Source organism: Pseudomonas sp. XWY-1 (assembly GCF_002953115.1).
Classification (GTDB): Bacteria; Pseudomonadota; Gammaproteobacteria; order Pseudomonadales; family Pseudomonadaceae; genus Aquipseudomonas; species Aquipseudomonas alloputida.
This window is the reverse complement of record NZ_CP026332.1, coordinates 4,728,483-4,747,008: the sequence shown is the minus strand read 5'-3', so window position 1 is coordinate 4,747,008 and position 18,526 is coordinate 4,728,483. Positions and strand designations below refer to the sequence as shown.

At 63.4% G+C, this 18,526-nt stretch carries 14 protein-coding genes; 7 read left to right on the top strand and 7 right to left on the bottom strand.

What is annotated here, in order from left to right; translation table 11 throughout:
• Nucleotides 1-73: 73 nt before the first annotated feature.
• The 3 genes from PRJ_RS22180 to PRJ_RS22170 form a co-directional block, all read right to left on the bottom strand.
• Nucleotides 74-2,485, bottom strand: coding sequence for a glucose/quinate/shikimate family membrane-bound PQQ-dependent dehydrogenase (locus PRJ_RS22180; RefSeq protein ID WP_104962468.1), 2,412 nt, complete (start codon nt 2,483-2,485; stop codon nt 74-76).
• Nucleotides 2,486-2,515: 30 nt separating this feature from the next.
• Nucleotides 2,516-3,850, bottom strand: a complete 1,335-nt coding sequence (locus tag PRJ_RS22175; protein ID WP_064490977.1) for a carbohydrate porin — start codon at nt 3,848-3,850, stop codon at nt 2,516-2,518.
• A gap of 296 nt (nt 3,851-4,146) precedes the next feature.
• Entirely contained in the window at nt 4,147-6,183 is a 2,037-nt protein-coding gene (locus PRJ_RS22170) for a TonB-dependent receptor (RefSeq protein WP_104962467.1), read from the bottom strand.
• Between the two features lie 163 nt (nt 6,184-6,346).
• Here PRJ_RS22170 and PRJ_RS22165 point away from each other — a divergent pair, with 163 nt between their 5' ends.
• Both PRJ_RS22165 and PRJ_RS22160 read left to right on the top strand, forming a co-directional pair.
• On the top strand, nt 6,347-6,568 hold the full coding sequence (locus PRJ_RS22165; protein ID WP_012053596.1) for a VF530 family DNA-binding protein: 222 nt from the start codon (nt 6,347-6,349) through the stop codon (nt 6,566-6,568).
• Nucleotide 6,569: 1 nt separating this feature from the next.
• Nucleotides 6,570-7,205 (top strand): Pr6Pr family membrane protein, encoded by a 636-nt coding sequence (locus tag PRJ_RS22160; protein WP_010952548.1) that lies wholly within the window; start codon nt 6,570-6,572, stop codon nt 7,203-7,205.
• A gap of 160 nt (nt 7,206-7,365) precedes the next feature.
• On the opposite strand, the gene PRJ_RS22155 is transcribed toward PRJ_RS22160, so the two are convergent.
• The 4 genes from PRJ_RS22155 to PRJ_RS22140 form a co-directional block, all read right to left on the bottom strand.
• On the bottom strand, nt 7,366-11,892 hold the full coding sequence (locus tag PRJ_RS22155; RefSeq protein WP_104962466.1) for a hemagglutinin repeat-containing protein: 4,527 nt from the start codon (nt 11,890-11,892) through the stop codon (nt 7,366-7,368).
• Between the two features lie 27 nt (nt 11,893-11,919).
• A complete protein-coding gene (locus tag PRJ_RS22150) occupies nt 11,920-13,602 on the bottom strand; it encodes a ShlB/FhaC/HecB family hemolysin secretion/activation protein (RefSeq protein ID WP_104962465.1) in 1,683 nt (560 codons plus the stop codon).
• A 160-nt stretch (nt 13,603-13,762) separates the two neighbouring features.
• Nucleotides 13,763-14,317, bottom strand: coding sequence for a murein L,D-transpeptidase family protein (locus PRJ_RS22145; protein WP_010952551.1), 555 nt, complete (start codon nt 14,315-14,317; stop codon nt 13,763-13,765).
• A gap of 22 nt (nt 14,318-14,339) precedes the next feature.
• Entirely contained in the window at nt 14,340-14,891 is a 552-nt protein-coding gene (locus PRJ_RS22140) for an NUDIX hydrolase (RefSeq protein ID WP_020191181.1), read from the bottom strand.
• 123 nt (nt 14,892-15,014) lie between these two features.
• Here PRJ_RS22140 and PRJ_RS22135 point away from each other — a divergent pair, with 123 nt between their 5' ends.
• The 5 genes from PRJ_RS22135 (at nt 15,015) to purT (ending at nt 18,295) form a co-directional block, all read left to right on the top strand.
• Nucleotides 15,015-15,614, top strand: coding sequence for a CoA pyrophosphatase (locus tag PRJ_RS22135; protein ID WP_003252125.1), 600 nt, complete (start codon nt 15,015-15,017; stop codon nt 15,612-15,614).
• A gap of 44 nt (nt 15,615-15,658) precedes the next feature.
• Nucleotides 15,659-16,183 (top strand): gamma carbonic anhydrase family protein, encoded by a 525-nt coding sequence (locus PRJ_RS22130; RefSeq protein WP_020191179.1) that lies wholly within the window; start codon nt 15,659-15,661, stop codon nt 16,181-16,183.
• A 1-nt stretch (nt 16,184) separates the two neighbouring features.
• The gene (locus PRJ_RS22125) at nt 16,185-16,376 is read left to right on the top strand and encodes a DUF1289 domain-containing protein (RefSeq protein ID WP_162497239.1); all 192 of its coding nucleotides are present in this window, start codon (nt 16,185-16,187) and stop codon (nt 16,374-16,376) included.
• A gap of 193 nt (nt 16,377-16,569) precedes the next feature.
• Nucleotides 16,570-17,037 (top strand): VUT family protein, encoded by a 468-nt coding sequence (locus PRJ_RS22120; RefSeq protein ID WP_014592198.1) that lies wholly within the window; start codon nt 16,570-16,572, stop codon nt 17,035-17,037.
• A 76-nt stretch (nt 17,038-17,113) separates the two neighbouring features.
• Nucleotides 17,114-18,295 (top strand): formate-dependent phosphoribosylglycinamide formyltransferase, encoded by a 1,182-nt coding sequence (gene purT, locus PRJ_RS22115; protein ID WP_010952557.1) that lies wholly within the window; start codon nt 17,114-17,116, stop codon nt 18,293-18,295.
• Nucleotides 18,296-18,526 lie beyond the last annotated feature (231 nt).

Sequence of the window (18,526 nt, the reverse complement as noted above, 5' to 3'; positions counted from 1 at the left end):
TTGGGGCCGCTGCGCGACCCAATCGCGACACAAGGCCGCTCCCACAGGGTTGAGCCTGCGGGAGCGGTGTCGCTTACTCGGCTAATTTGTAAGCGATGATGTAATCGCCCATCTTGGTGCCCAGCGAGCCATGGCCGCCGGCAGTCACCAGCACATATTGCTTGCCGTCCTTGCCGGTGTAGCTCATCGGCGTAGCCTGGCCACCTGCTGGCAGGCGTGCTTTCCACAACTCCTTGCCGTTGTTCACGTCATAGGCGCGCAGGTACTGGTCGAGCGTGCCGCTGAGGAAGCCGACGCCACCGGCGGTGACGATCGAGCCACCCATGCTCGGCACGCCAACCGGCAGGCCGATCGGTAGCGGGGTGCTGTCGCGGGTGGTGCCGTTCTTGTGTTTCCACACCACCTTGTTGGTGAACAGGTCGATGGCGGCGACGTAGCCCCAGGCGGGTGCCTGGCACGGTACGCCGAGCGGCGACATGAACGGGTGCATGGTCACGGCATACGGTGCGCCGGTGTTCGGCTGCACGCCGCTGGTCTCGCTTTCGCGCTTGCTGCCTTCGGCAACCTGCTCACGCGGAACCATCTTCGACACGAAGGCCATGTAGTTGGGCGAAGTGAACAGCAGCTGGCGCACCGGGTCGACCGACACGCTGCCCCAGTTGAATACACCGACGTTGCCGGGGTAGACCAACGAACCTTGCTCGGATGGCGGGGTGTACTGGCCTTCGTAGCGCAGCTCGCGGAACTGGATGCGGCACAGCATCTGGTCGAAAGGCGTGGCGCCCCACATGGCCTGTTCGGTCAGCTCTGGGCCGAGCAGGTTGAGGTCGGAGCGGGCCTGGGTGGGCGAGGTGTGGTCGCCTTCCACTGCGCCTTGTGGGGTGGGGATCTCGCGGATCGGCACGATTGGCGTGCCGTCGCGGCGGTCGAGCACGTACAGGCTGCCTTGCTTGGTCGGTACGATGATCGCCGGTTTCACGCCATCGTCGGTTTTCAGGTGTACCAGGGTCGGCTGGCTGCCGACGTCCATGTCCCACAGGTCGTGGTGGGTGAACTGATAGTTCCAGCGTGCCTTGCCGGTGGCCAGGTCAAGGGCGACCACGCCGGCGCTGTACTTCTCGGCGCCCGGGGTGCGGTCGGCGCCCCACTGGTCCGGGGTCTGGTTGCCCAGCGGCAGGTAGATCATGCCAAGGTCTTCGTCGACGCTGGCGATCGACCACATGTTGGCCGAGTTGCGGCTGTACATTTTGCCGGCAGCCAATGGCTTGGTGTCGTCCGGGTTGTTACTGTCCCAGTTCCACACCAGGTGGCCGTCGTGCACGTCGTAGGCGCGGATCACCCCGGACGGCTCATTGGTCGACTCGTTGTCGGTGACGTGGCCACCGATGATCACCAGGTCACGGGTAATCGCAGCAGGCGAGGTGGAGTAATAGCCGCCGGCGGTGAATGGGCCAATGCCGGTGGTGAGGTCGATCACGCCCTGGTTGGCGAAACCTTCGCAGACCTTGCCGTTGTCGGCGTTGATGGCGATCAGGCGGGCATCCGCGGTAGGCAGGTAGAGGCGACGCGGGCAGGCTTGGGCCACGGCCTGGCCTGCATCGGTAATTTTCGGCGCCGGGCTGCCGTCGCGGCTGACGTAGCGGTTTTCGTCATAGTACGAGACGCCACGGCAGGTCATGTGGGCAAAGCCCTTGAAGGTGCCGGTCGGGCTCTTGACCTGCGGGTCGTAGCGCCAGATTTCTGCGCCAGTGTCCGGGTCCAGCGCCAGCAGGCGGCTGTGCGCGGTGCAGGCGTACAGCATGCCGTTGACCTTCAGCGGGGTGTTCTGGTTGGTCAGCTCCACCGGGTCGTTTTCGGTTGGCAGATCACCGGTGCGAATTCGCCAGGCTTCTTCCAGACGGTAGGCGTTCTGCGGGGTGATCTGGCGCAGCGGCGAGTAGCGGTCGCCATGCTCGGTACGGCCGTAGGCCTGCCATTCGCCGTCGGGCATGGCCGGGGCGGCGCTGGCCATTTCGCTGCTGTCGCGGCCCAGTTCGCCGAACACTTCACCGGGATGGGTGAACTGGCTGGCCAGCGCGCAAGCGCCCGAAGCGACCACTGCCACGCCGAGCAGTGCAGTGTTGGCTTTGCTGGCTGGGCCGATCAGCGGGCGACGTGCCCACGGCAGCAGCAGCACCACGCCGATGGCGAACCAGATAGCCAGCCGTGGCACCAGTTGCCACCAGTCCAGGCCTACTTCGAACAGGGCCCATACGGTGCTGCCCAGCAGCACCAGGCCATACAGGCCCAGGGCGATCTGGCGTTGGGCCAGCAGCAGGATGCCCGAAAGGGCAAAGCCGATACCGGCGATCAGGTAGTACAGCGATCCGCCCAGCTGGCTCAGCTTGATACCGCCGGCCAGCAGGGCCAAGCCCATCAGCAACAGCAGCGCGCCAATCAGGCGCGGTAGCCAGCGGCTTCCTTGGTTCGCACCTTCAGTGCTCATCGTAGGTTCTCCGTCAGGTCAAAAAAGGGGTTAGAAACTGCTCTGGATCTTCAGGCCGCCGATCAGGGCGCCATCGACCTGCGACACCCCGCCCGGGTGGCGGATGTACTGCAGGTTGGGGCGTACCGTGAGCCAGTCGGCCAAATGGATGCCGTAGTACAGCTCGGCGCTGTACTCGGTGTCCTGCACTGGCAGGAAGCCCGGGTTGTCGTAGTCGTAGAGGCCGGCGGCCTGGTTGACCAGGCGGGCGTTCTTGCGATAGGCAGGGTTGACGTGCACGCGGGCCAGGGCGAAACCGATGTCGTCCTTGGCGCGGGCATCGAAAGGCCCTTTGAATACCAGTCCTGCCTGCACATAGTTGTCGATGGCATTGGTCTTTTTGTCATGCACCGTGGCGTTGGCGAACACGCTCAAGCCGCGCGACTGGTCGGACGCCAGCGAGGTGACCTGCTGCTGGGCGCCAATCCACAAGCCGTGCTTGCTCGAACTGCTGCGGTAGGCGGCGCCGCTGATGGCGGCCGGCTGACCGTTGCTGTCCTTGAGAACATCTTGTGCCTTGGCATTACTGTAGTAGTAGCCGGCACGATATTCCCCTTTCAAGCCTTGGATACGTGGGGTCCATACCAGTTCGAACGGCATTACCGCACCCTGGGTGCCGCTGCCGCTGAGCTTGAAACCATTGCCGGATTCGAGGTTGGAAGGGTTCTGCTCGAAGACGCCGACCTGGGCGTACAGCTCGGGGGTAAGGTTGTAGCGCACGCGCAGGGCCCACTGGCTGACTGGCCAGTTGTACCAGATGCCACCCACCCAGTTGCCCACCTGCGAGCCGCAGAAAGCCAGGTTCTGGAAGTCGCAAGGGAAGCTGTTGAAGTCCTCGCCTTCACCGAAGCGGCCGAATTTCACATCCAGCGCACCGTCGAAGTACTTCTGCTTGATCCACATCTGCGTCAGCCGCCAGGTTTCGCCGCGGCCCCAGACTTCCTGGGCGGAGGTGAAGCCGCCGACACGCGGGTCGTTGATGCGGTCGTTGCTGATGTTGTCGCCGTGACGCTCGGTGACGGTCAGCTGGAATTCGGTGTCGTGCCAGCCGAGGATCTTCTCCAGGTCCAGGTGGCTGCCGAAGGTGAACTGGTCGCTGTAGCGCGCGGTGCGGTCGTGGTCGTAGCCGCCGTGCAGGTTGCTGCCCATCTCGCCGGTGTAGCCAAGGGTGAAGTCGTAGCCCTTTTCCAGCAGTTCGCTGCGGGTTCCACCCCAGTCGCCGAGCATCCAAGGGGAGTCGCTGGCGAACATTTCGCTGGCGCCGGCGGGGGTTGCCAAGGCACTAAGGGCGAGGCCGATGTAGCAGGTTTTAGGCAGTTGGAACATGAGATAGCGCTATCTTTTGATTATTGAAAAAAACGGCAAGCGCATCGAAGGGCGGGCCCCTCAATGGATATGGCGACAAGAGTGTTCGATGAAGCGTTTCAGCTTGCGGCGGGAAGGATATAGGGGAAGTTATAAGAAAAAAAGACAAATTGTCGCAGAGGATTGTTGTTGAACGGGCAACAGTCGTCATTAATCGAGGCAGGTGTAGGAGCGGGTTCACCCGCGAATGCGCCGGTTGCCCTGCCATCGTATTCGCGGGTGAACCCGTTCCTACACCGATCTTCGTCGCTTGTGGTTCAGAAGGTGGTACGCAACCCAACTTCCACGCTACGCCCCGGCGCCGGTGCGATATCGCGCAGGATCGAACTGGCATAGCGCACGGTCTGGTCGGTGAGGTTTTCGCCGCGCACAAACGCCAGCCACTGGCTTTGACCAATGTCGAAGCGGTAGCCAACGCTCGCGCCCAAGGTGGTGTAGCCATCAGTGCTGGTTTCGTTGGCGGGTTTGCGGTGCTGCGACGCAGCGTGCTGCACGTCTACCCGCGCCTGCCAGCGGTCCAGCTCCCAGACCAGGCCGCTGTTCAGGCGCAGCGGCGCGATACGGGGCAGTGGCTCGCCACTGTCGAGGTTCTTGGCCCGGGTATAGTCACCGGACAACTCCAGCGCGAAGCTGCCGTAACGGTTCTCGGCCAACTGCCAGCGGTCCTGGGCCTCGATACCGTAGAAGCGCGCCCGCACGCCTTGATACTGGTATTCCGGGAAGCCTTCATGGTCATGATCGTGATCCTCCTCCTCATGGTCATGCTCGCCTTCGCGGGTGTTGCCGGTGCCAATCAGGCCGATGTAGTTGCGGAAGTGGTTGTAGAACACCCCGACACTGCCTTTATGGGTGCCGTTGTCGAAGCGTAGCGCCAGGTCGGCGGAAATGGCCTTTTCCTTGTTCAGGCTGGCGTCACCGACTTCAAACGCGCCGGTGGCTACGTGCGCGCCATTGGCGTACAGCTCGTAAAAGGTAGGGGCGCGCTCGGTGTAGCCGAGGTTGGCGGCCAGCGACCAGACTGGGTCGAGCTGGTACACAGCCCCCGACGACAGGCTGAAGGCGTTGAAGCTGCTGGCGCTGTCTGCGTCGACGAAGTTCTCGTTGCCTTTGGCGTCAGGATCTACGCGGGTGTGCTCCATGCGCGCACCCAGGCTCAGGTTCAGGCGCTCGCTGGCTTGCCACTGCTCGAGCATGAACAGTGCCACGCTGTCGGTATCGGTATGCGGGACGAAGGCTTCCTCGCCGAGGGCCGAAAACTCGTTACGGCTGACTTGGGCCCCAATGATCCCTTCCACTGGTCCAAGCGGTTGGTGGCGGGCTTCAATACGCGCTTCGTAGCCTTTGTTCTTGAAGGTGGTATGGACCTCGCCTTCTTCGATTTCTTTGTGTTCGTAGTCGGTGTAACCGGCATCTACCTTGACTGAGCTGAACGGGCCGTCGAGGTCGCGCAATTCGGAGGCGAAGGCGTAGTGGTCCTGTTTCATGTCCAGACGCACGCCGGACTCGGCCACCGAGCCATAGTTGCTGTCGTAGCCGCTGTACGACAGGCCGGCGTAGCCGTGGTCCCAGTGGTAGGCACCACCGATTGCGCCGCCGTCCTGGCGACCGTCGCTGTTTTCCAGGCGGTGTTTGCTGCCGGGTTCGTCGGCATCGCGCACCTTGGCGCTGCGTGCGTAGCCCGGGATGCGCAGGTCGTTGAACTGGCGGCTGTTGGCATCCAGGTGCAGGGCGAAGGCGCCGTCGCCGGCCTCCAGCTTGCCGGCGCTGCTGCGGGTGGTGTCGGCACCGCCGTAGCGCAGTTCTCCTGCGCCGTGGATGCCCTCGATCGGCGAGTCCGGGATACGGTTGTCGAAGGTGTTGACCACCCCGCCAATGGCGTTGCCGCCGTAAAGCAGGGCGGCCGGGCCCCGGACGATTTCGACGCGCTCGACGGTTACCGGGTCCAGCGGCACGGCATGATCGTAGGACAGCGACGAGGCATCCAGGGCACCGACGCCATTGCGCAGGATACGAATGCGGTCGCCATCCAGGCCGCGGATCACCGGGCGGCTGGCGCCAGGGCCAAACCAGGTAGAGGCGACACCGGGCTGCTTGTTCAGGGTTTCACCCAGGCTGCCGTGCTGCTGTTGCAGCAGGTTTTCGCCTTCGAGCACGGTGCTGGGGGCGGCCAGTTGGCGGTTACCCAGCGGGTTGGCGGTGATGACCTGTGGTTCGAGTTCTACGGCCTGGCTGGGGGATGCAGCCAGCCAGAGTGCGACGGCAAGGGGGGAAAGGCGAAGCGGTGTGTACAGCATGGGGATGGGGCGTTCCTTGGCAGATGCTTTTTAGCGTTACAACATAACATAACTATTCCATCACAGAGGTTTTGCCTCTGACCAGCGATTTTTCTGTCGACTCGACGGATCCCGCCCACCACTACACTCGTGTAAGGTGCGCATCTTTCCTACGGAGCACAGCATGAGCACGGCCCAACACAACGCGCTGCACGGCAAGACCCTTGAACAGATCCTCACCGAGCTGGTGGCGCATTACCAATGGCATGGCCTGGCCGAGCGCATCGATGTGCGCTGCTTCAAGAGCAACCCGACCATCAAGTCGAGCCTGACGTTCCTGCGCAAAACACCGTGGGCGCGGGAAAAGGTCGAGCAGCTGTACGTGAAGCTGCAGCGTCAGGCCTGACATGTCGCGTCGCCCTTGGCTGACCGGCATGGCCGTGCTGGGCTGGTTCGGCCTGGCCGTGCAGGTGAACCTGGTACTGCTGGCGCGTTGGCAGGAACAGGCCAGCCTGATTGGTGGCCTGATCAATGTGTTCGGCTACTTCACCGTGCTGACCAATACCCTGGTGGCGACGGTGCTCAGCTATGCCGCATTCGGCCGGGAAGGCCGTGGCAAACGCTTTTTCCTGTCGCCCTCGGTAAGCTCTGCAGTGGCCGCCAGTATCGTGCTGGTGGCGCTGGCCTACAGCGTGCTGCTGCGTCATTTGTGGCAACCACAGGGTTGGCAATGGCTGGCGGACGAGTTGCTGCACGACGTGATGCCGGTGCTGTATGCCTTGTACTGGTGGAGCGAGGTGCCCAAGGGCAGTTTGCGGCTATGGCATTTGCTGGTGTGGGCGGTGTACCCAGCGGTCTACTTTGGTTATGCGTTGTGGCGGGGGAGTGAGATCGGCGTCTATGCCTACCCGTTCATTGATGTGGCCAGCCTGGGGTATGGGCAGGTGATGCTCAACGCCCTTGGGGTGCTGGCGGGTTTCTGGGGGATAGGGCTGGTGTTGCTTGGGCTGGATCGGTGGCGGGGGCTGCACAGGCTGGCTTGACCTGTACCGGCCTCTTCGCAGGCAAGCCCGCCCCCGCAGAGAAATCACAAGCCCAAGGGCTGTGGTATTCGCTGTGGAAGCGGGAGGCACGCGGCCCGGGTGTCAGCAGCAGGGCACAAGATTGCTGATATCCCCAAATGGCCAGGGCCGCGATGGAGCCTTAGTGCTTCTTCCCTTGCATGCTCGAAACCCATTGCTCGCTGCGACTATGCCCACTGGTTCTCAACACGCCCAGGTCCAGCGCATTTTCCCCATCCGCCGCCATTTTGCTTTTGGCTATCTCGGCGATTGCCGTGCCCAGATCCACCGGTGAGTTGGACGCATCGAGCGACAGGTCTCGGCGATAGTCATTGCCGCTTAGCGTTTCCTGGGTGACCGAGTTGGCGTCGAGCCTCACGTCGCCTTTGGCCGACTGCAAGCGTGCCCCCACCAGATGAGCGTTGCCACCGACCTGCAGGTCGATGCCGTCGCTGCTTTTAAGCGTGGTCTGACGCGCCACATTGTCACGCTGTGCATGCGACACGTCGAGGCTGACGGTCGGCGAGAACCCTGGGTCTGCCTTGCTCAGGGCCGAACCGGCCTTTTTCTCGACCTTGCCTCCCAGCGGCCCTGCCACCGATTTGGCCGCGTTGACATAGCCCTGCGGGTTTTTCTCCTGGCTCAGCCTGACATCGCCTTTCACGCTCAGGGTGTTGACGTTGTCCTTGAGGCTGGCGATGCGCAGGTCACCGTCGATTGTGCCGCCAATATGCCCTGCATCCAGGGTGGCACTCTCGATGCGGGTATCGCCGCGGCTTTGCAGGTCGATGCGCTCGGCGCGCAGGTCACTGGTATTCCAGGTGAGGTTGTCGCGCTTGTCGAGCTCTACCTTGAGCCGGCCATGCAGGCCGCGGGTGTCCAAGGCGCCCTTGGCCATGTTGAAACCAGCGCCGGCCGAGATGTCAAGGTTGTCGCGTCGCTCCTGGCTGGAAGAGGCTTCAACCAGCATGCCGCCATTCGAGGCGTCTAGGGTGATCTGTTCGGCCGAGGCCTGCAGGCCTTGCAGGTGCAGGGCGATGTCCTCGCGGGCGCTGCTGGTCAGGGTCAGTGTGCCGTTGCTGGCAAACTGGGCATCGACCGCCTGACGTGCATGTTCGTCCTGCTTGCCGTGGCTGAAGTGGCCGCCTATGGCTCCCCCTTGGGTCTGGCCAACCTTGGCCGCCAGCTCCATGCCGCCACCCAGGTTGGCGCCTGTGGCCTGCTGGGTATCGCTGGCCGCCTTGACCTGCAACTGGCCGCCGCTTTGCACCCGTATGTCGCCGGCCTTGGCCTCGCGGTTGCCAATGCGGGTGCCTTCGAGCAACAGGTCGCCGGCGCTGGTCAGTTGAACTTCGCCCTTGGCGTCGATCTGTGCCACTTGTGCCTTGCTCTGCGTGCTCAGCTTCTGGTCCTGGTCCAGATAGCCCCGGCCATCGACGCCGGTGCTGCCCGGGCGGTTGCCGACTTTGGCCCAGGCATTGCCATCGAGCTGGCGTGACTGCTGTTCGGCCTTGTCGGTCGCCTGGGGTAGGGCGAGCGACCCTGCACTGTGCATGACCACGCTGCCTTCGCCGCCATCGATGCGGGCCCCTTCGTAGCGGCCATCGCTGCCCAGCTGTACCTGGATACCCTGTTGCCCGTAAAGGCTGCCGGGCACGGCGGTGCTGGCGATATCCTTTTTATCCAGCGACCCTCCTTTGCCGGCGGCGCGTACATTCAAGTCCTCGCCGGTGCTGGTGTCCAGGCGCGCGTCGCCACCATAGGCCAGGCGTTGAACGGTGGTTTCCTGGGTATTTTCGGCGGCGCTCACCTGATGCTGCTGCGCCTCGATTTTCAGCGAGCCGGCATTGGCCCGCCAGGCTGTGCCCTGGTCGGCCAGTGTGTCAGCCTTGACCTCGACCTTTGCTGCGGAAAACTCGCTGACCTGAGCAATTCCACGGCGCTGGTTTTCCAGGCGCTTGAGGTGTTCGACCGTCATGTCGGCCCCCACGCTGGGAGGCGCCATGGCGTCTTCGGGCGAAGCTTGCTGGAAGCGTGCGGCTTCCTCACCCAGCACCAGGCGTTCGATAGGGCGGGTCAGGTCGCGGTATTCGATACTGGCGCCCAGGCTACCCGACCAGTCGTCACGGCTTTGTTCATGTTCATGGGTATCCTGAGCTGCACGGTTGTCGATGCGTTTGGCGGTCACCTGCAGGGTGTTGCCGGCCTCGACGTGCGCGGCCTCGGTGAGCAGTGCATCACTGCGCAATTTCAGATCGCCGCTGGCCTGCAACTCGCTGCGCTGCACCTTGCTGTCGCGATCGGCTTGCACCTCGCGGTTGTGATGGCCTTCGAACAAGCTGCCCAGACGGTCGATGCCACCGGTTACTGTCAACCCGCCACCACTTTCGGTGGTGCTGGTGGCTACGTCACGGTCGTTGCGGGTCGCCCCCAGTGTCACTTCCCGCGCCTGCACATCGAGATCGCCGGCAGTGGCCTGGACCTTGCTGCCGTTGACCTGCAGGTGCGCGCTGCTGTTCATGCCCACCGAGGCGCCCTTGAGCTCACTGGCAACCTGGTTGGTCGTGCGCTGCTTGCTGGTGCTGGTCACGACCTCATACGCCACGCCAGCCGCGTACTGGCGAGACTCGGGCTTGCCATCCTCGGCTTCCTGGGTCTGTCTGGCGCTGGCCGTGAAACCCCGTTGTTGGTCGCGGGTTTCGCGTTCATCGACCGATTGCGAACTGCCAATCAACAGGTCACCTTTGGCCTCGACTTGCAGATGCTTGCCAGCTTCGACCTTGGCGCCCTGGATGCGCATCTCTTCGGCGCTGGCCAGGCGCAGGTTGCTGGTCGAGCTGACGTCGCTGACCAGTACCTGCTGTTTGCGGTCCGTGCTTTCGTGCTTGCTGCCGATCAGGCCGAACAGTTTACTGTCGCTGGTGCGCTGGGTGGAGGTCGTGCTGCCATGGTCTGCCTCGATAGCCAGCGAGCCGTTCTCGCTGTAGAGCACCGCGTCCTGTTTACCGAACACGGTGCTGCCTTTGATCGCGACCTGGTCGGCGCTCACAGTGAGCTTGCCATCGCTGGTTATCGTGCTGCCAGCGACGACCTGGCCCTCGGTGTCGTTACCTTTGCGGTCACCAAAGAATGTGCCGGACACCAGGTCGCCTCGGTAGTCGCGTTGGGTACCGTGTTCCTGCAAGGTGGTGGTGCCGATGTCGGCCTGTTTCGCCTGGATAGCCAGATCGCCGCGGCTGTGCAGGCTGCTGCCCTGTACGTTGAGGTTGTCGCTTGCCTTTATCGACATGTGCCCGGCGCTCAGGGTACTGCCCTTTGCGGTTTCCTTGAGCTGGTCGCTATCGCTGTCACCGCGCCATAAATCCTTGCGATGACGCACCTGCTGTTCGGTGCGTTTGCTGTCGATGCCGGCGAGGATGTCCAGGCCGGCACCGCTGTCGACCGTCAGCTCGTTACCGGCGTCCACCTTCGCGGCAGTCATGCGCATGTCGTCGCCGGACTGCAACAGCACGCTCTCAGTGCCCAGCAATTGACTGCCCTGTTGCTGCTGGTGGGTGGTGGTGGTCTTGCGGTTGTAGGTTTCACGGGTGACGAACCAGAACTTCTTGTTCCAGCTGTCACTGTCGTGCTTGATGTGCTCGATTGTCTTGGCGTCCAGGGTGAGCTTCTTGCCAGCTCTTGCTTCGATCCGCGGGGCCTGGCCGTCGACCGTTTCAAGCATCAGGTCATCGGCAGCGGTGAGTTTCAGTACGCCACGCTCGCTGCGCAGCTCGGTCGGGCGGTCGCCACTGCCGCTGACATGCAGGCCCCCGGCCGAGCTGATGTCGACCCCCTCGGTGCCCAGAATCTGCGAGGCCCCCACACGCACACCCGCGCCTTCGGCAGTACTTACCACACGGATACGCCCGGCGCGCATGGCGCCGAACAGGCTGGCGTCAATGCTCGAAGAGGGGCTGGGCAGGTGTTCGACCACCTCGCCGTTGCGGCTGTCGATACGGTTGCGGCCGACAGTGATGTCGAGCGTTTCGCTGGCCATGAGCAAGCCTTTGCTGTCCACGCGCGGTGCGATTAGTTCGAGTGCGCCACCGGCATTGCCCTGGCCATGCTCCAGTACCTGCAGGGTGCCACTGGCCGTGAGCGTATCGAGGTACCTGAGCTGTTGCTCCTCGAATTGCGGGGTGCCCACCACGAAGCCTGCGCGGGTGGTGTTGATGAAACTGCCGCCATTGAGGGTGATGCCATTGGGGTTGGCCAGTATGTAGTCGGCCGGGCGCCCGAAGATTTCCTGCGGCCCCTCGATCAGCGAGGCGTTGCGGCTGATCACTTCGTTAAGAATGGTCGAGGCGGCCTGGCCCTGGAACTGCGGGTTGGCCGCCAGGGCGCCGGCTAGTTGCGACTGCCCGGCTGCGGTGGCGTTGTTCAGCACCAGGCCCGGGGTGGCAACGTTGTAGTCGATGAACTGGTTGTGTGACAGCCCCTTGGCGTTGGGCGGCACGATGTCGATGACCGGCACCCCGTGGCCGTTGTGGATGACCGGGGTTCCCCCGGGGCCGCTGGCTGCTTCCAGTCCTGTCTGAGCCACTGCGGCGCTGGGCCCGAGCACGGCGAGGAAGATTGCCCAGCGCAAGGTATCCGGGCGAACAGGCGGTAACTGCGAGAGTGTTTGCATTTTCTCGTTCTCTTTGTTGTGGGTGAATCAGATGCTCAGGGTCCAGTCCAGCACCCAGAAGCCGGGCTCCAGCCGCGGGCGGGGCAGGTCGCTGGTGTACAAGGCGCGTTGGTAGTCCAGGCGCAGGCGGCTGCCGGGCAGGCTCAGTTCAAACCCTGCGGCGGCCCCGGCCAGGCGCTGTGACGGTTTGCCTTCGGCGGTGCGAACCCAGCCCAGGTCCAGGCCGATGTAGGGGCGTATCTCGAAAGGTGGGGCCCAGGTCCGTGGCAGCGCCTGGCTGAACGTATTGCGCCAGACGGCGCTGCTGGCACCGGAGTAAGTGTGCAGACGGAAGCCGCGGACAGCCGAATCGTCGCTGACCAGCAGCTGTTCGACGGCAGGCAGCGGGTCACGGCTGTACTGCATGGCCAGCTCGCTCTGCCAGCGCCAAGGGCTGGGTGCCGGGCCTTGACGCAGGTGCAGCAGGTTGGCGCGGTACTTGCGAAAGTCCGGGCGCAGGCGTTGAGCACCCAGGGGCGAGCGGTCGGCACCCAATGCGTCAATGCCTTGGGCAACGCCGAAGTAACCGTTCCACAAGCCACTTTCGAGCCACAGCAGGTTGATGCCGGCCTCTACCGTGGCCAGCGTCGGGCTCTGCTGGACGATAACCGCGCCAGCGCTGCGGTTGATCAGCTGCTTGCGGTCCAGCCGGGCGCTGGCGCTGAGCATGCCTTGCTGGTTGCGCCACAATACCCGCTCGACACTCAGGCCCTGATAGCTGCTGCTGCCGTCGGCAGCCTTGTCGCTGTAGGGGAGGGGGGCTTGATAGCTTAGCTGGCTGGCGCTGAGGGCAAAGGTCCAGGCGCCGTAGGGGATGCTGTAGTACAACGATATCCCTTGGCTTTGGCCAGGCGTATCGAGCACCGTGCGGGTCAACGACAGGCGCAGCTCATCATTGAGGCCAAGCGGGCTGTCCAGGCCAATGCCGAGGTTGACGCGGTGGCGGCCGGTCAGCTCGCTGCCCCGGTTGTCGAAGCGGCTGTCCAGGTGCCAGCGTGAAGCAACCTTGCCCGGCTGCACGACCACGCGGGTGCCGCCCTGCAGTTCGCCGGGCAGCAAGGTGGCGCCCAGTTCATAGGCGCGAAGGCGGTTGAGCTGGTCCAGGCCTTGCTCAAGGTCGGGCAGGTACAGTGGCTGCCCAAGCAGGCCTGGGAAGGCACTGGAGAGAGACAGGGGCAGGTCGGGGCCAGCCAGTTCGATGGTTTCGACAAAACCTTCGACAATGACGATGTCCAACGGCATGCCCTCTGCTGGGGGCTGCCGCAGGTAGGGGCGGCTGGTTGGGTAGCCGGCTTGTACATAACGTTGGGTGATGGCTTTGAGCAGCCGGTTGATGTCGGCAATGCCCATGCAGGCAGGCGTGAGGGCACGGAGGGTGGGCGCCAGTGCCGAGTTCGAAAGCCGGTGCATGCCCGCCACGCGCACGCCATCGATTGCCCAGCAGCGATCATCGTGCGGGCGGTGGGAAGTGCTGTTGGTCGGTTCAGCCGGGACGGATATACGCTGCCAGCGTTCCAGCCGCTGCTGTTGCTCGAGTTGCCGCAGCCCATGCTGTTGATCGCGCAGCTGCTGGCTGGCAGGGTCGTCGGCCAGCACCTGGGGAACGGACAGCAAGCCAGAAAGGCAACCGGCCGACAGCCAATGGGCGATGCGGTGAATCAGGCACGGCATTGAAGCACCCCGCAAATGATGTACGGTTTTCGTACTCGTCTGCGTGGATGCTAGAAATTAAGCTACTCGTATGGATGCAGTACCCTGCCTAAGCACCTGTCAGGCAAGTTCGCGCTAAATGGTGAGAAGGTTCCTACAACTTTTGCCGGAAGGCTCTATATCAAGGGCGGATCTCGATCAGCGTTCCATCCCGAACCAGGTCCCACACTTCCTGCATGTCGCGGTTGCGCATGGCAATGCAACCATCCGTCCAGTCCAGGGTATGGAAGTACCATTCCGGGTATTCATCGTTGATCGGCGTGCCGTGAATCATGATCATGCTGCCGGCATTCACCCCTGCCCGGGTCGCGCGGGCGGCATCGCTGATGTTCGGGTAATTGATGTGCATGGCCAGGTTGAAGCGGTCGCTCTGCTTGCGCCAGTCCAGCCAGTACAAGCCCTCGGGGGTTTTCTTGTCGCCTTCGCGTTCCTTGGCGCCCTTGGGCTGCTTGCCCAGCGAAATGCGGTAGGTTTTCAGCGGCTCGCCGCGGCTGATCAACTGCAGGCGGCGCTCCGACTTGATCACCAGCACCTTGTCGATCAACGGTTGCATGGCTTGCTGCGAAGGCGAGGGAGTTTGCGCTGCCGGCGCGGGCTTGCGGATGATGGTTTCGGTGAAGGCCGCCTGGGACACCGAGGTAACGCAAAGGCAGAAAAGGGCAAGCAACCAGCGCATGTAACAGTATCCCTGAAGGCGTTTAGGTGTGTGGCGAAACGTTCATCGGCGGCAGGTATTCATGGCCTATGGGGTAGTGCTGGCCGATGCGGTCGCGATAGTAGCATTCTAGTGTGCGAGTGACGGTGCGGAAAGCCAGCTCGTCCCACGGTATCTCATGTTCTTCGAACAGCCGCACCTCCAGGCTTTCGACACCGACGGCAAAGTCCAGGTCCGCCAACTCGGCGCGGAAGAACACATGCACCTGGCTGATGTGCGGCAGATCGAACAGCTGGTACAGGGACGTCGGCCCGACCCGGGCGCAGGCTTCCTCGACGGTTTCGCGACGCGCGGCCTGGTCGAGGGTTTCGCCGTTTTCCATGAAACCGGCGGGCAGGGTCCAGAAACCCCGGCGCGGCTCAATGGCGCGGCGACACAGCAACACCTGGCTGCCCCAGGTCGGCAACACGCCGGCCACAATGTTGGGGTTCTGGTAGTGGATGGTCTGGCAAGAGCCGCAGACGTACCGCAGGCGGCTGTCGCCCTCGGGGATCCGCTGAGTGACCGGTTGGCCGCATGCGCTGCAGAATTTCATGTGTGGTTCCTTATGCTCAAGGCTATCTTGGCGCGGCCACCGTGCCGCCGCAAGCGCTGGGGCTTGGGTGCTTCGCGGCTTTGGTGCATCATGCAACACAGGACCTGGATACGAGCGTGCGCAATGCTGGACGAGCTACTTCGCCGAATGAGCAACCACCAACCCGCGTCATTGGAAACCGACAGGCGGTTCCCCGAAGCGGCGGTCCTCTTGCCCATTACCCGCAGCGAAGCGCCCGAACTGGTCTTGACCCTGCGCGCCAAGGGCCTGTCTACCCACGGTGGCGAAGTAGCCTTTCCCGGTGGCCGCCGCGACCCGGAAGACCCGGACCTGGTCTTTACTGCCCTGCGCGAGGCTGAAGAAGAAATCGGCCTGCCCCCTGGCCTGGTGGAGGTGATTGGTCCGCTCAGCCCGCTGATTTCGCTACATGGCCTGAAAGTGACGCCATTCGTCGGGCTTATCCCCGACTTCGTCGAATATCGCGCCAATGATGCCGAGATCGCGGCAGTATTCACCGTGCCGCTGGAATTCTTCCGGCAGGACCCGCGCGACCATACCCACCGTATCGATTACCAGGGGCGTAGCTGGTATGTGCCCAGTTACCGCTATGGTGAATACAAGATCTGGGGGTTGTCGGCGATCATGATCGTCGAGCTGGTCAACCTGCTGTTCGATGCCGGTATCAGCCTGCATCAGCCCCCGGAGCGTTACATCGAAAATTGAGCGGGGCCTACCCCGCCATCTGCGTCGCAGCCTGAGGAACAAGCATGAAATATCGCCTGGGCGACCTGCGGGTCGAGAGCCACCCCACCAGTTGGGCCGCCCCCAACGCCACGCTCATTGGCAGCGTGCGCCTGCAAGCCCATGCCAGTGTGTGGTTTGGCGCGGTGTTGCGCGGTGATAACGAGCTGATCGACATCGGCGAAGGCAGCAACGTGCAGGATGGCACGGTGATGCACACCGACATGGGCTCGCCACTGACGTTGGGCAAGGGCGTGACCGTTGGCCACAATGCCATGTTGCATGGCTGCACGGTGGGCGACTTCAGCCTGGTCGGTATCAACGCAGTGATCCTCAATGGCGCGCGCATTGGCAAGCACTGCATCATCGGCGCCAATGCACTGATCGCCGAGGGCAAGGAAATTCCGGACGGTTCGCTGGTGATGGGCTCGCCGGGCAAGGTGGTACGCGAACTGACCGAGCAGCAGAAGCGCATGCTTGAAGCGAGTGCCGCACATTACGTGCACAATGCCCAGCGCTATGCGCGGGATCTGGTGGTTGATGATGAGTGAAGTGGTCGAGCGGCCGGTGGCTTCGCCGTGCGTGAGCATTTGCGCGCTGGACGAGCAGGATATCTGCACAGGCTGCCAGCGTACCGTGGCCGAGATTGGTCGCTGGGGGCGGATGGACAACGACGAGCGTCGGGCGGTGCTCAAGCGTTGCCATGAACGGGCAGTAGAAGCCGGCCTCATCATGCAGGCCTGACGCGAACCCTGTAGGAGCGGGTTTACCCGCGAACACCGGCGAAGCCGGTGCCATGCACCGCAGTGGCAGCTTCGCGGGCACGCCCGCTCCCACAGGTACAGCGACAGCCTTGAGGGCTGCACATCTGTGGGGGCGGGTTTACCCGCGAACGGCCCAGCGGTAATCTGTGCGGCTTGCCCACAGACAGCCCGCCATGTTCTATCTGATTGCCTACATCAGCAGCGTAGTGCTGATCAACTACGCCTTCTCCAGTGCCCCGCATCTGGACATCATCTGGTCCGCCTGGGGCGGCCTGGTGTTCATCCTGCGCGATATGGTGCAGACCCGTTTTGGTCATGGCGCCCTGTTCGCCATGCTGGTGGCACTGGTGCTGTCCTATGTCACCTCGGAACCGGCCATCGCCCTGGCCAGCGCCACTGCGTTCTTCATCTCCGAGCTGATCGACTGGCTGGTGTTCAGCATCACCCGTCGGCCGCTGCGCGACCGCCTGTGGCTCAGTTCGGCGCTGAGCATCCCGGTGGATACCTTCATTTTCTTCGGCATGATCGGCGCGCTGACCCCGGCAGTGATCGGCACCGCGATGGCCTCGAAATTCGCGGGTGTAACGGCGGTGTGGCTGGCCATGGCATTTCGCGCCCGGCGGGCCGCCGTGGCCGGTTGATGGTGTAGAATAGCGGTCCTTTTTCAGCGGGTGGCGCCTAGCCTGGCGCGGCCCCGGATGCCTTCGAGGACCTGAAATGACCCGTATCGGAACCCCATTGTCGCCCACCGCGACCCGTGTACTGCTCTGCGGCTGTGGCGAGCTGGGCAAGGAAGTGGTAATCGAGCTGCAGCGCCTGGGCGTCGAAGTAATCGCCGTCGACCGCTACGCCAATGCTCCGGCAATGCAGGTGGCGCACCGCAGCCATGTGGTCAACATGCTCGATGGCGTTGCCCTGCGCGCGGTGATCGAAGCCGAGAAGCCGCACTACATCGTGCCGGAAATCGAAGCCATCGCCACCGCCACCCTGGTCGAGCTGGAAAACGAAGGCTTCACCGTGGTGCCGACGGCCCGCGCCACCCAGTTGACCATGAACCGCGAAGGCATCCGCCGCCTGGCTGCCGAAGAGCTGGACCTGCCAACCTCGCCGTACCACTTCGCCGACACCTATGAAGACTACGCCAAGGCCGTAGCCGACCTGGGTTACCCGTGCGTGGTCAAGCCGGTGATGAGCTCGTCGGGCAAGGGCCAGAGCCTGCTGCGCAGCGATGCTGACCTGCAGAAGTCGTGGGACTATGCCCAGGAGGGCGGCCGCGCTGGCAAGGGTCGGGTGATAGTCGAAGGTTTCATTGACTTCGAATATGAAATCACCCTGCTGACCGTGCGCCACGTGGGCGGTACCACCTTCCTTGAACCCGTTGGCCACCGTCAGGAGAAGGGCGATTACCAGGAGTCCTGGCAGCCACAGGCCATGAGCCCGAAGGCGCTGGCTGAATCGCAGCGCGTGGCCAAGGCGGTCACCGATGCCCTCGGCGGTCGTGGCCTGTTTGGTGTGGAGCTGTTCGTGAAGGGCGACCAGGTGTGGTTCAGCGAAGTGTCGCCGCGCCCGCATGACACCGGTCTGGTCACCCTGATTTCCCAGGACCTGTCGCAATTCGCCCTGCATGCCCGCGCCATTCTCGGCTTGCCGATTCCGGTGGTGCGTCAGTTCGGCCCGTCGGCTTCGGCAGTGATCTTGCCCGAAGGCCAGTCCCAACAGACCAGCTTCGCCAACCTGGGCGCAGCGCTGAGCGAGCCGGATACCGCCATTCGCCTGTTCGGCAAGCCGGAAATCAATGGCACCCGCCGCATGGGTGTGTGCCTGGCGCGTGACGAATCGGTCGAACTGGCGCGGGCCAAGGCGACCCGTGCTTCGCAGGCGGTCAAGGTCGAGTTCTGATCCGCGAGTGCTGGGGCTGCTTTGCAGCCCTATCGCGACACAAGGCCGCTCCCACAGGGATAGCGCAGCTTCCAGGCTTACGCGATCGCTGTGGGAGCAACTGTCTTGCTCAATTTCTAAAAGCTGGCGCCTTCCCTGTGGGAGCGGGCTTGCCCGCGAACACGGGCGAAGCCCGTGCCATCCACCACGGTGTTGGCTTCGCGGGCAAGCCCGCTTGTGTCGCGATAGGGC

Excerpts from the sequence above, each read along its gene's own strand:
- PRJ_RS22180 (WP_104962468.1), bottom strand. The coding sequence starts at position 2,485 with ATGAGCACTGAAGGTGCGAACCAAGGAAGCCGCTGGCTACCGCGCCTG.
- PRJ_RS22175 (WP_064490977.1), bottom strand. The coding sequence starts at position 3,850 with ATGTTCCAACTGCCTAAAACCTGCTACATCGGCCTCGCCCTTAGTGCC.
- PRJ_RS22170 (WP_104962467.1), bottom strand. The coding sequence starts at position 6,183 with ATGCTGTACACACCGCTTCGCCTTTCCCCCCTTGCCGTCGCACTCTGG.
- PRJ_RS22165 (WP_012053596.1), top strand. The coding sequence starts at position 6,347 with ATGAGCACGGCCCAACACAACGCGCTGCACGGCAAGACCCTTGAACAG.
- PRJ_RS22160 (WP_010952548.1), top strand. The coding sequence starts at position 6,570 with ATGTCGCGTCGCCCTTGGCTGACCGGCATGGCCGTGCTGGGCTGGTTC.
- PRJ_RS22155 (WP_104962466.1), bottom strand. The coding sequence starts at position 11,892 with ATGCAAACACTCTCGCAGTTACCGCCTGTTCGCCCGGATACCTTGCGC.
- PRJ_RS22150 (WP_104962465.1), bottom strand. The coding sequence starts at position 13,602 with ATGCCGTGCCTGATTCACCGCATCGCCCATTGGCTGTCGGCCGGTTGC.
- PRJ_RS22145 (WP_010952551.1), bottom strand. The coding sequence starts at position 14,317 with ATGCGCTGGTTGCTTGCCCTTTTCTGCCTTTGCGTTACCTCGGTGTCC.
- PRJ_RS22140 (WP_020191181.1), bottom strand. The coding sequence starts at position 14,891 with ATGAAATTCTGCAGCGCATGCGGCCAACCGGTCACTCAGCGGATCCCC.
- PRJ_RS22135 (WP_003252125.1), top strand. The coding sequence starts at position 15,015 with ATGCTGGACGAGCTACTTCGCCGAATGAGCAACCACCAACCCGCGTCA.
- PRJ_RS22130 (WP_020191179.1), top strand. The coding sequence starts at position 15,659 with ATGAAATATCGCCTGGGCGACCTGCGGGTCGAGAGCCACCCCACCAGT.
- PRJ_RS22120 (WP_014592198.1), top strand. The coding sequence starts at position 16,570 with ATGTTCTATCTGATTGCCTACATCAGCAGCGTAGTGCTGATCAACTAC.
- purT (WP_010952557.1), top strand. The coding sequence starts at position 17,114 with ATGACCCGTATCGGAACCCCATTGTCGCCCACCGCGACCCGTGTACTG.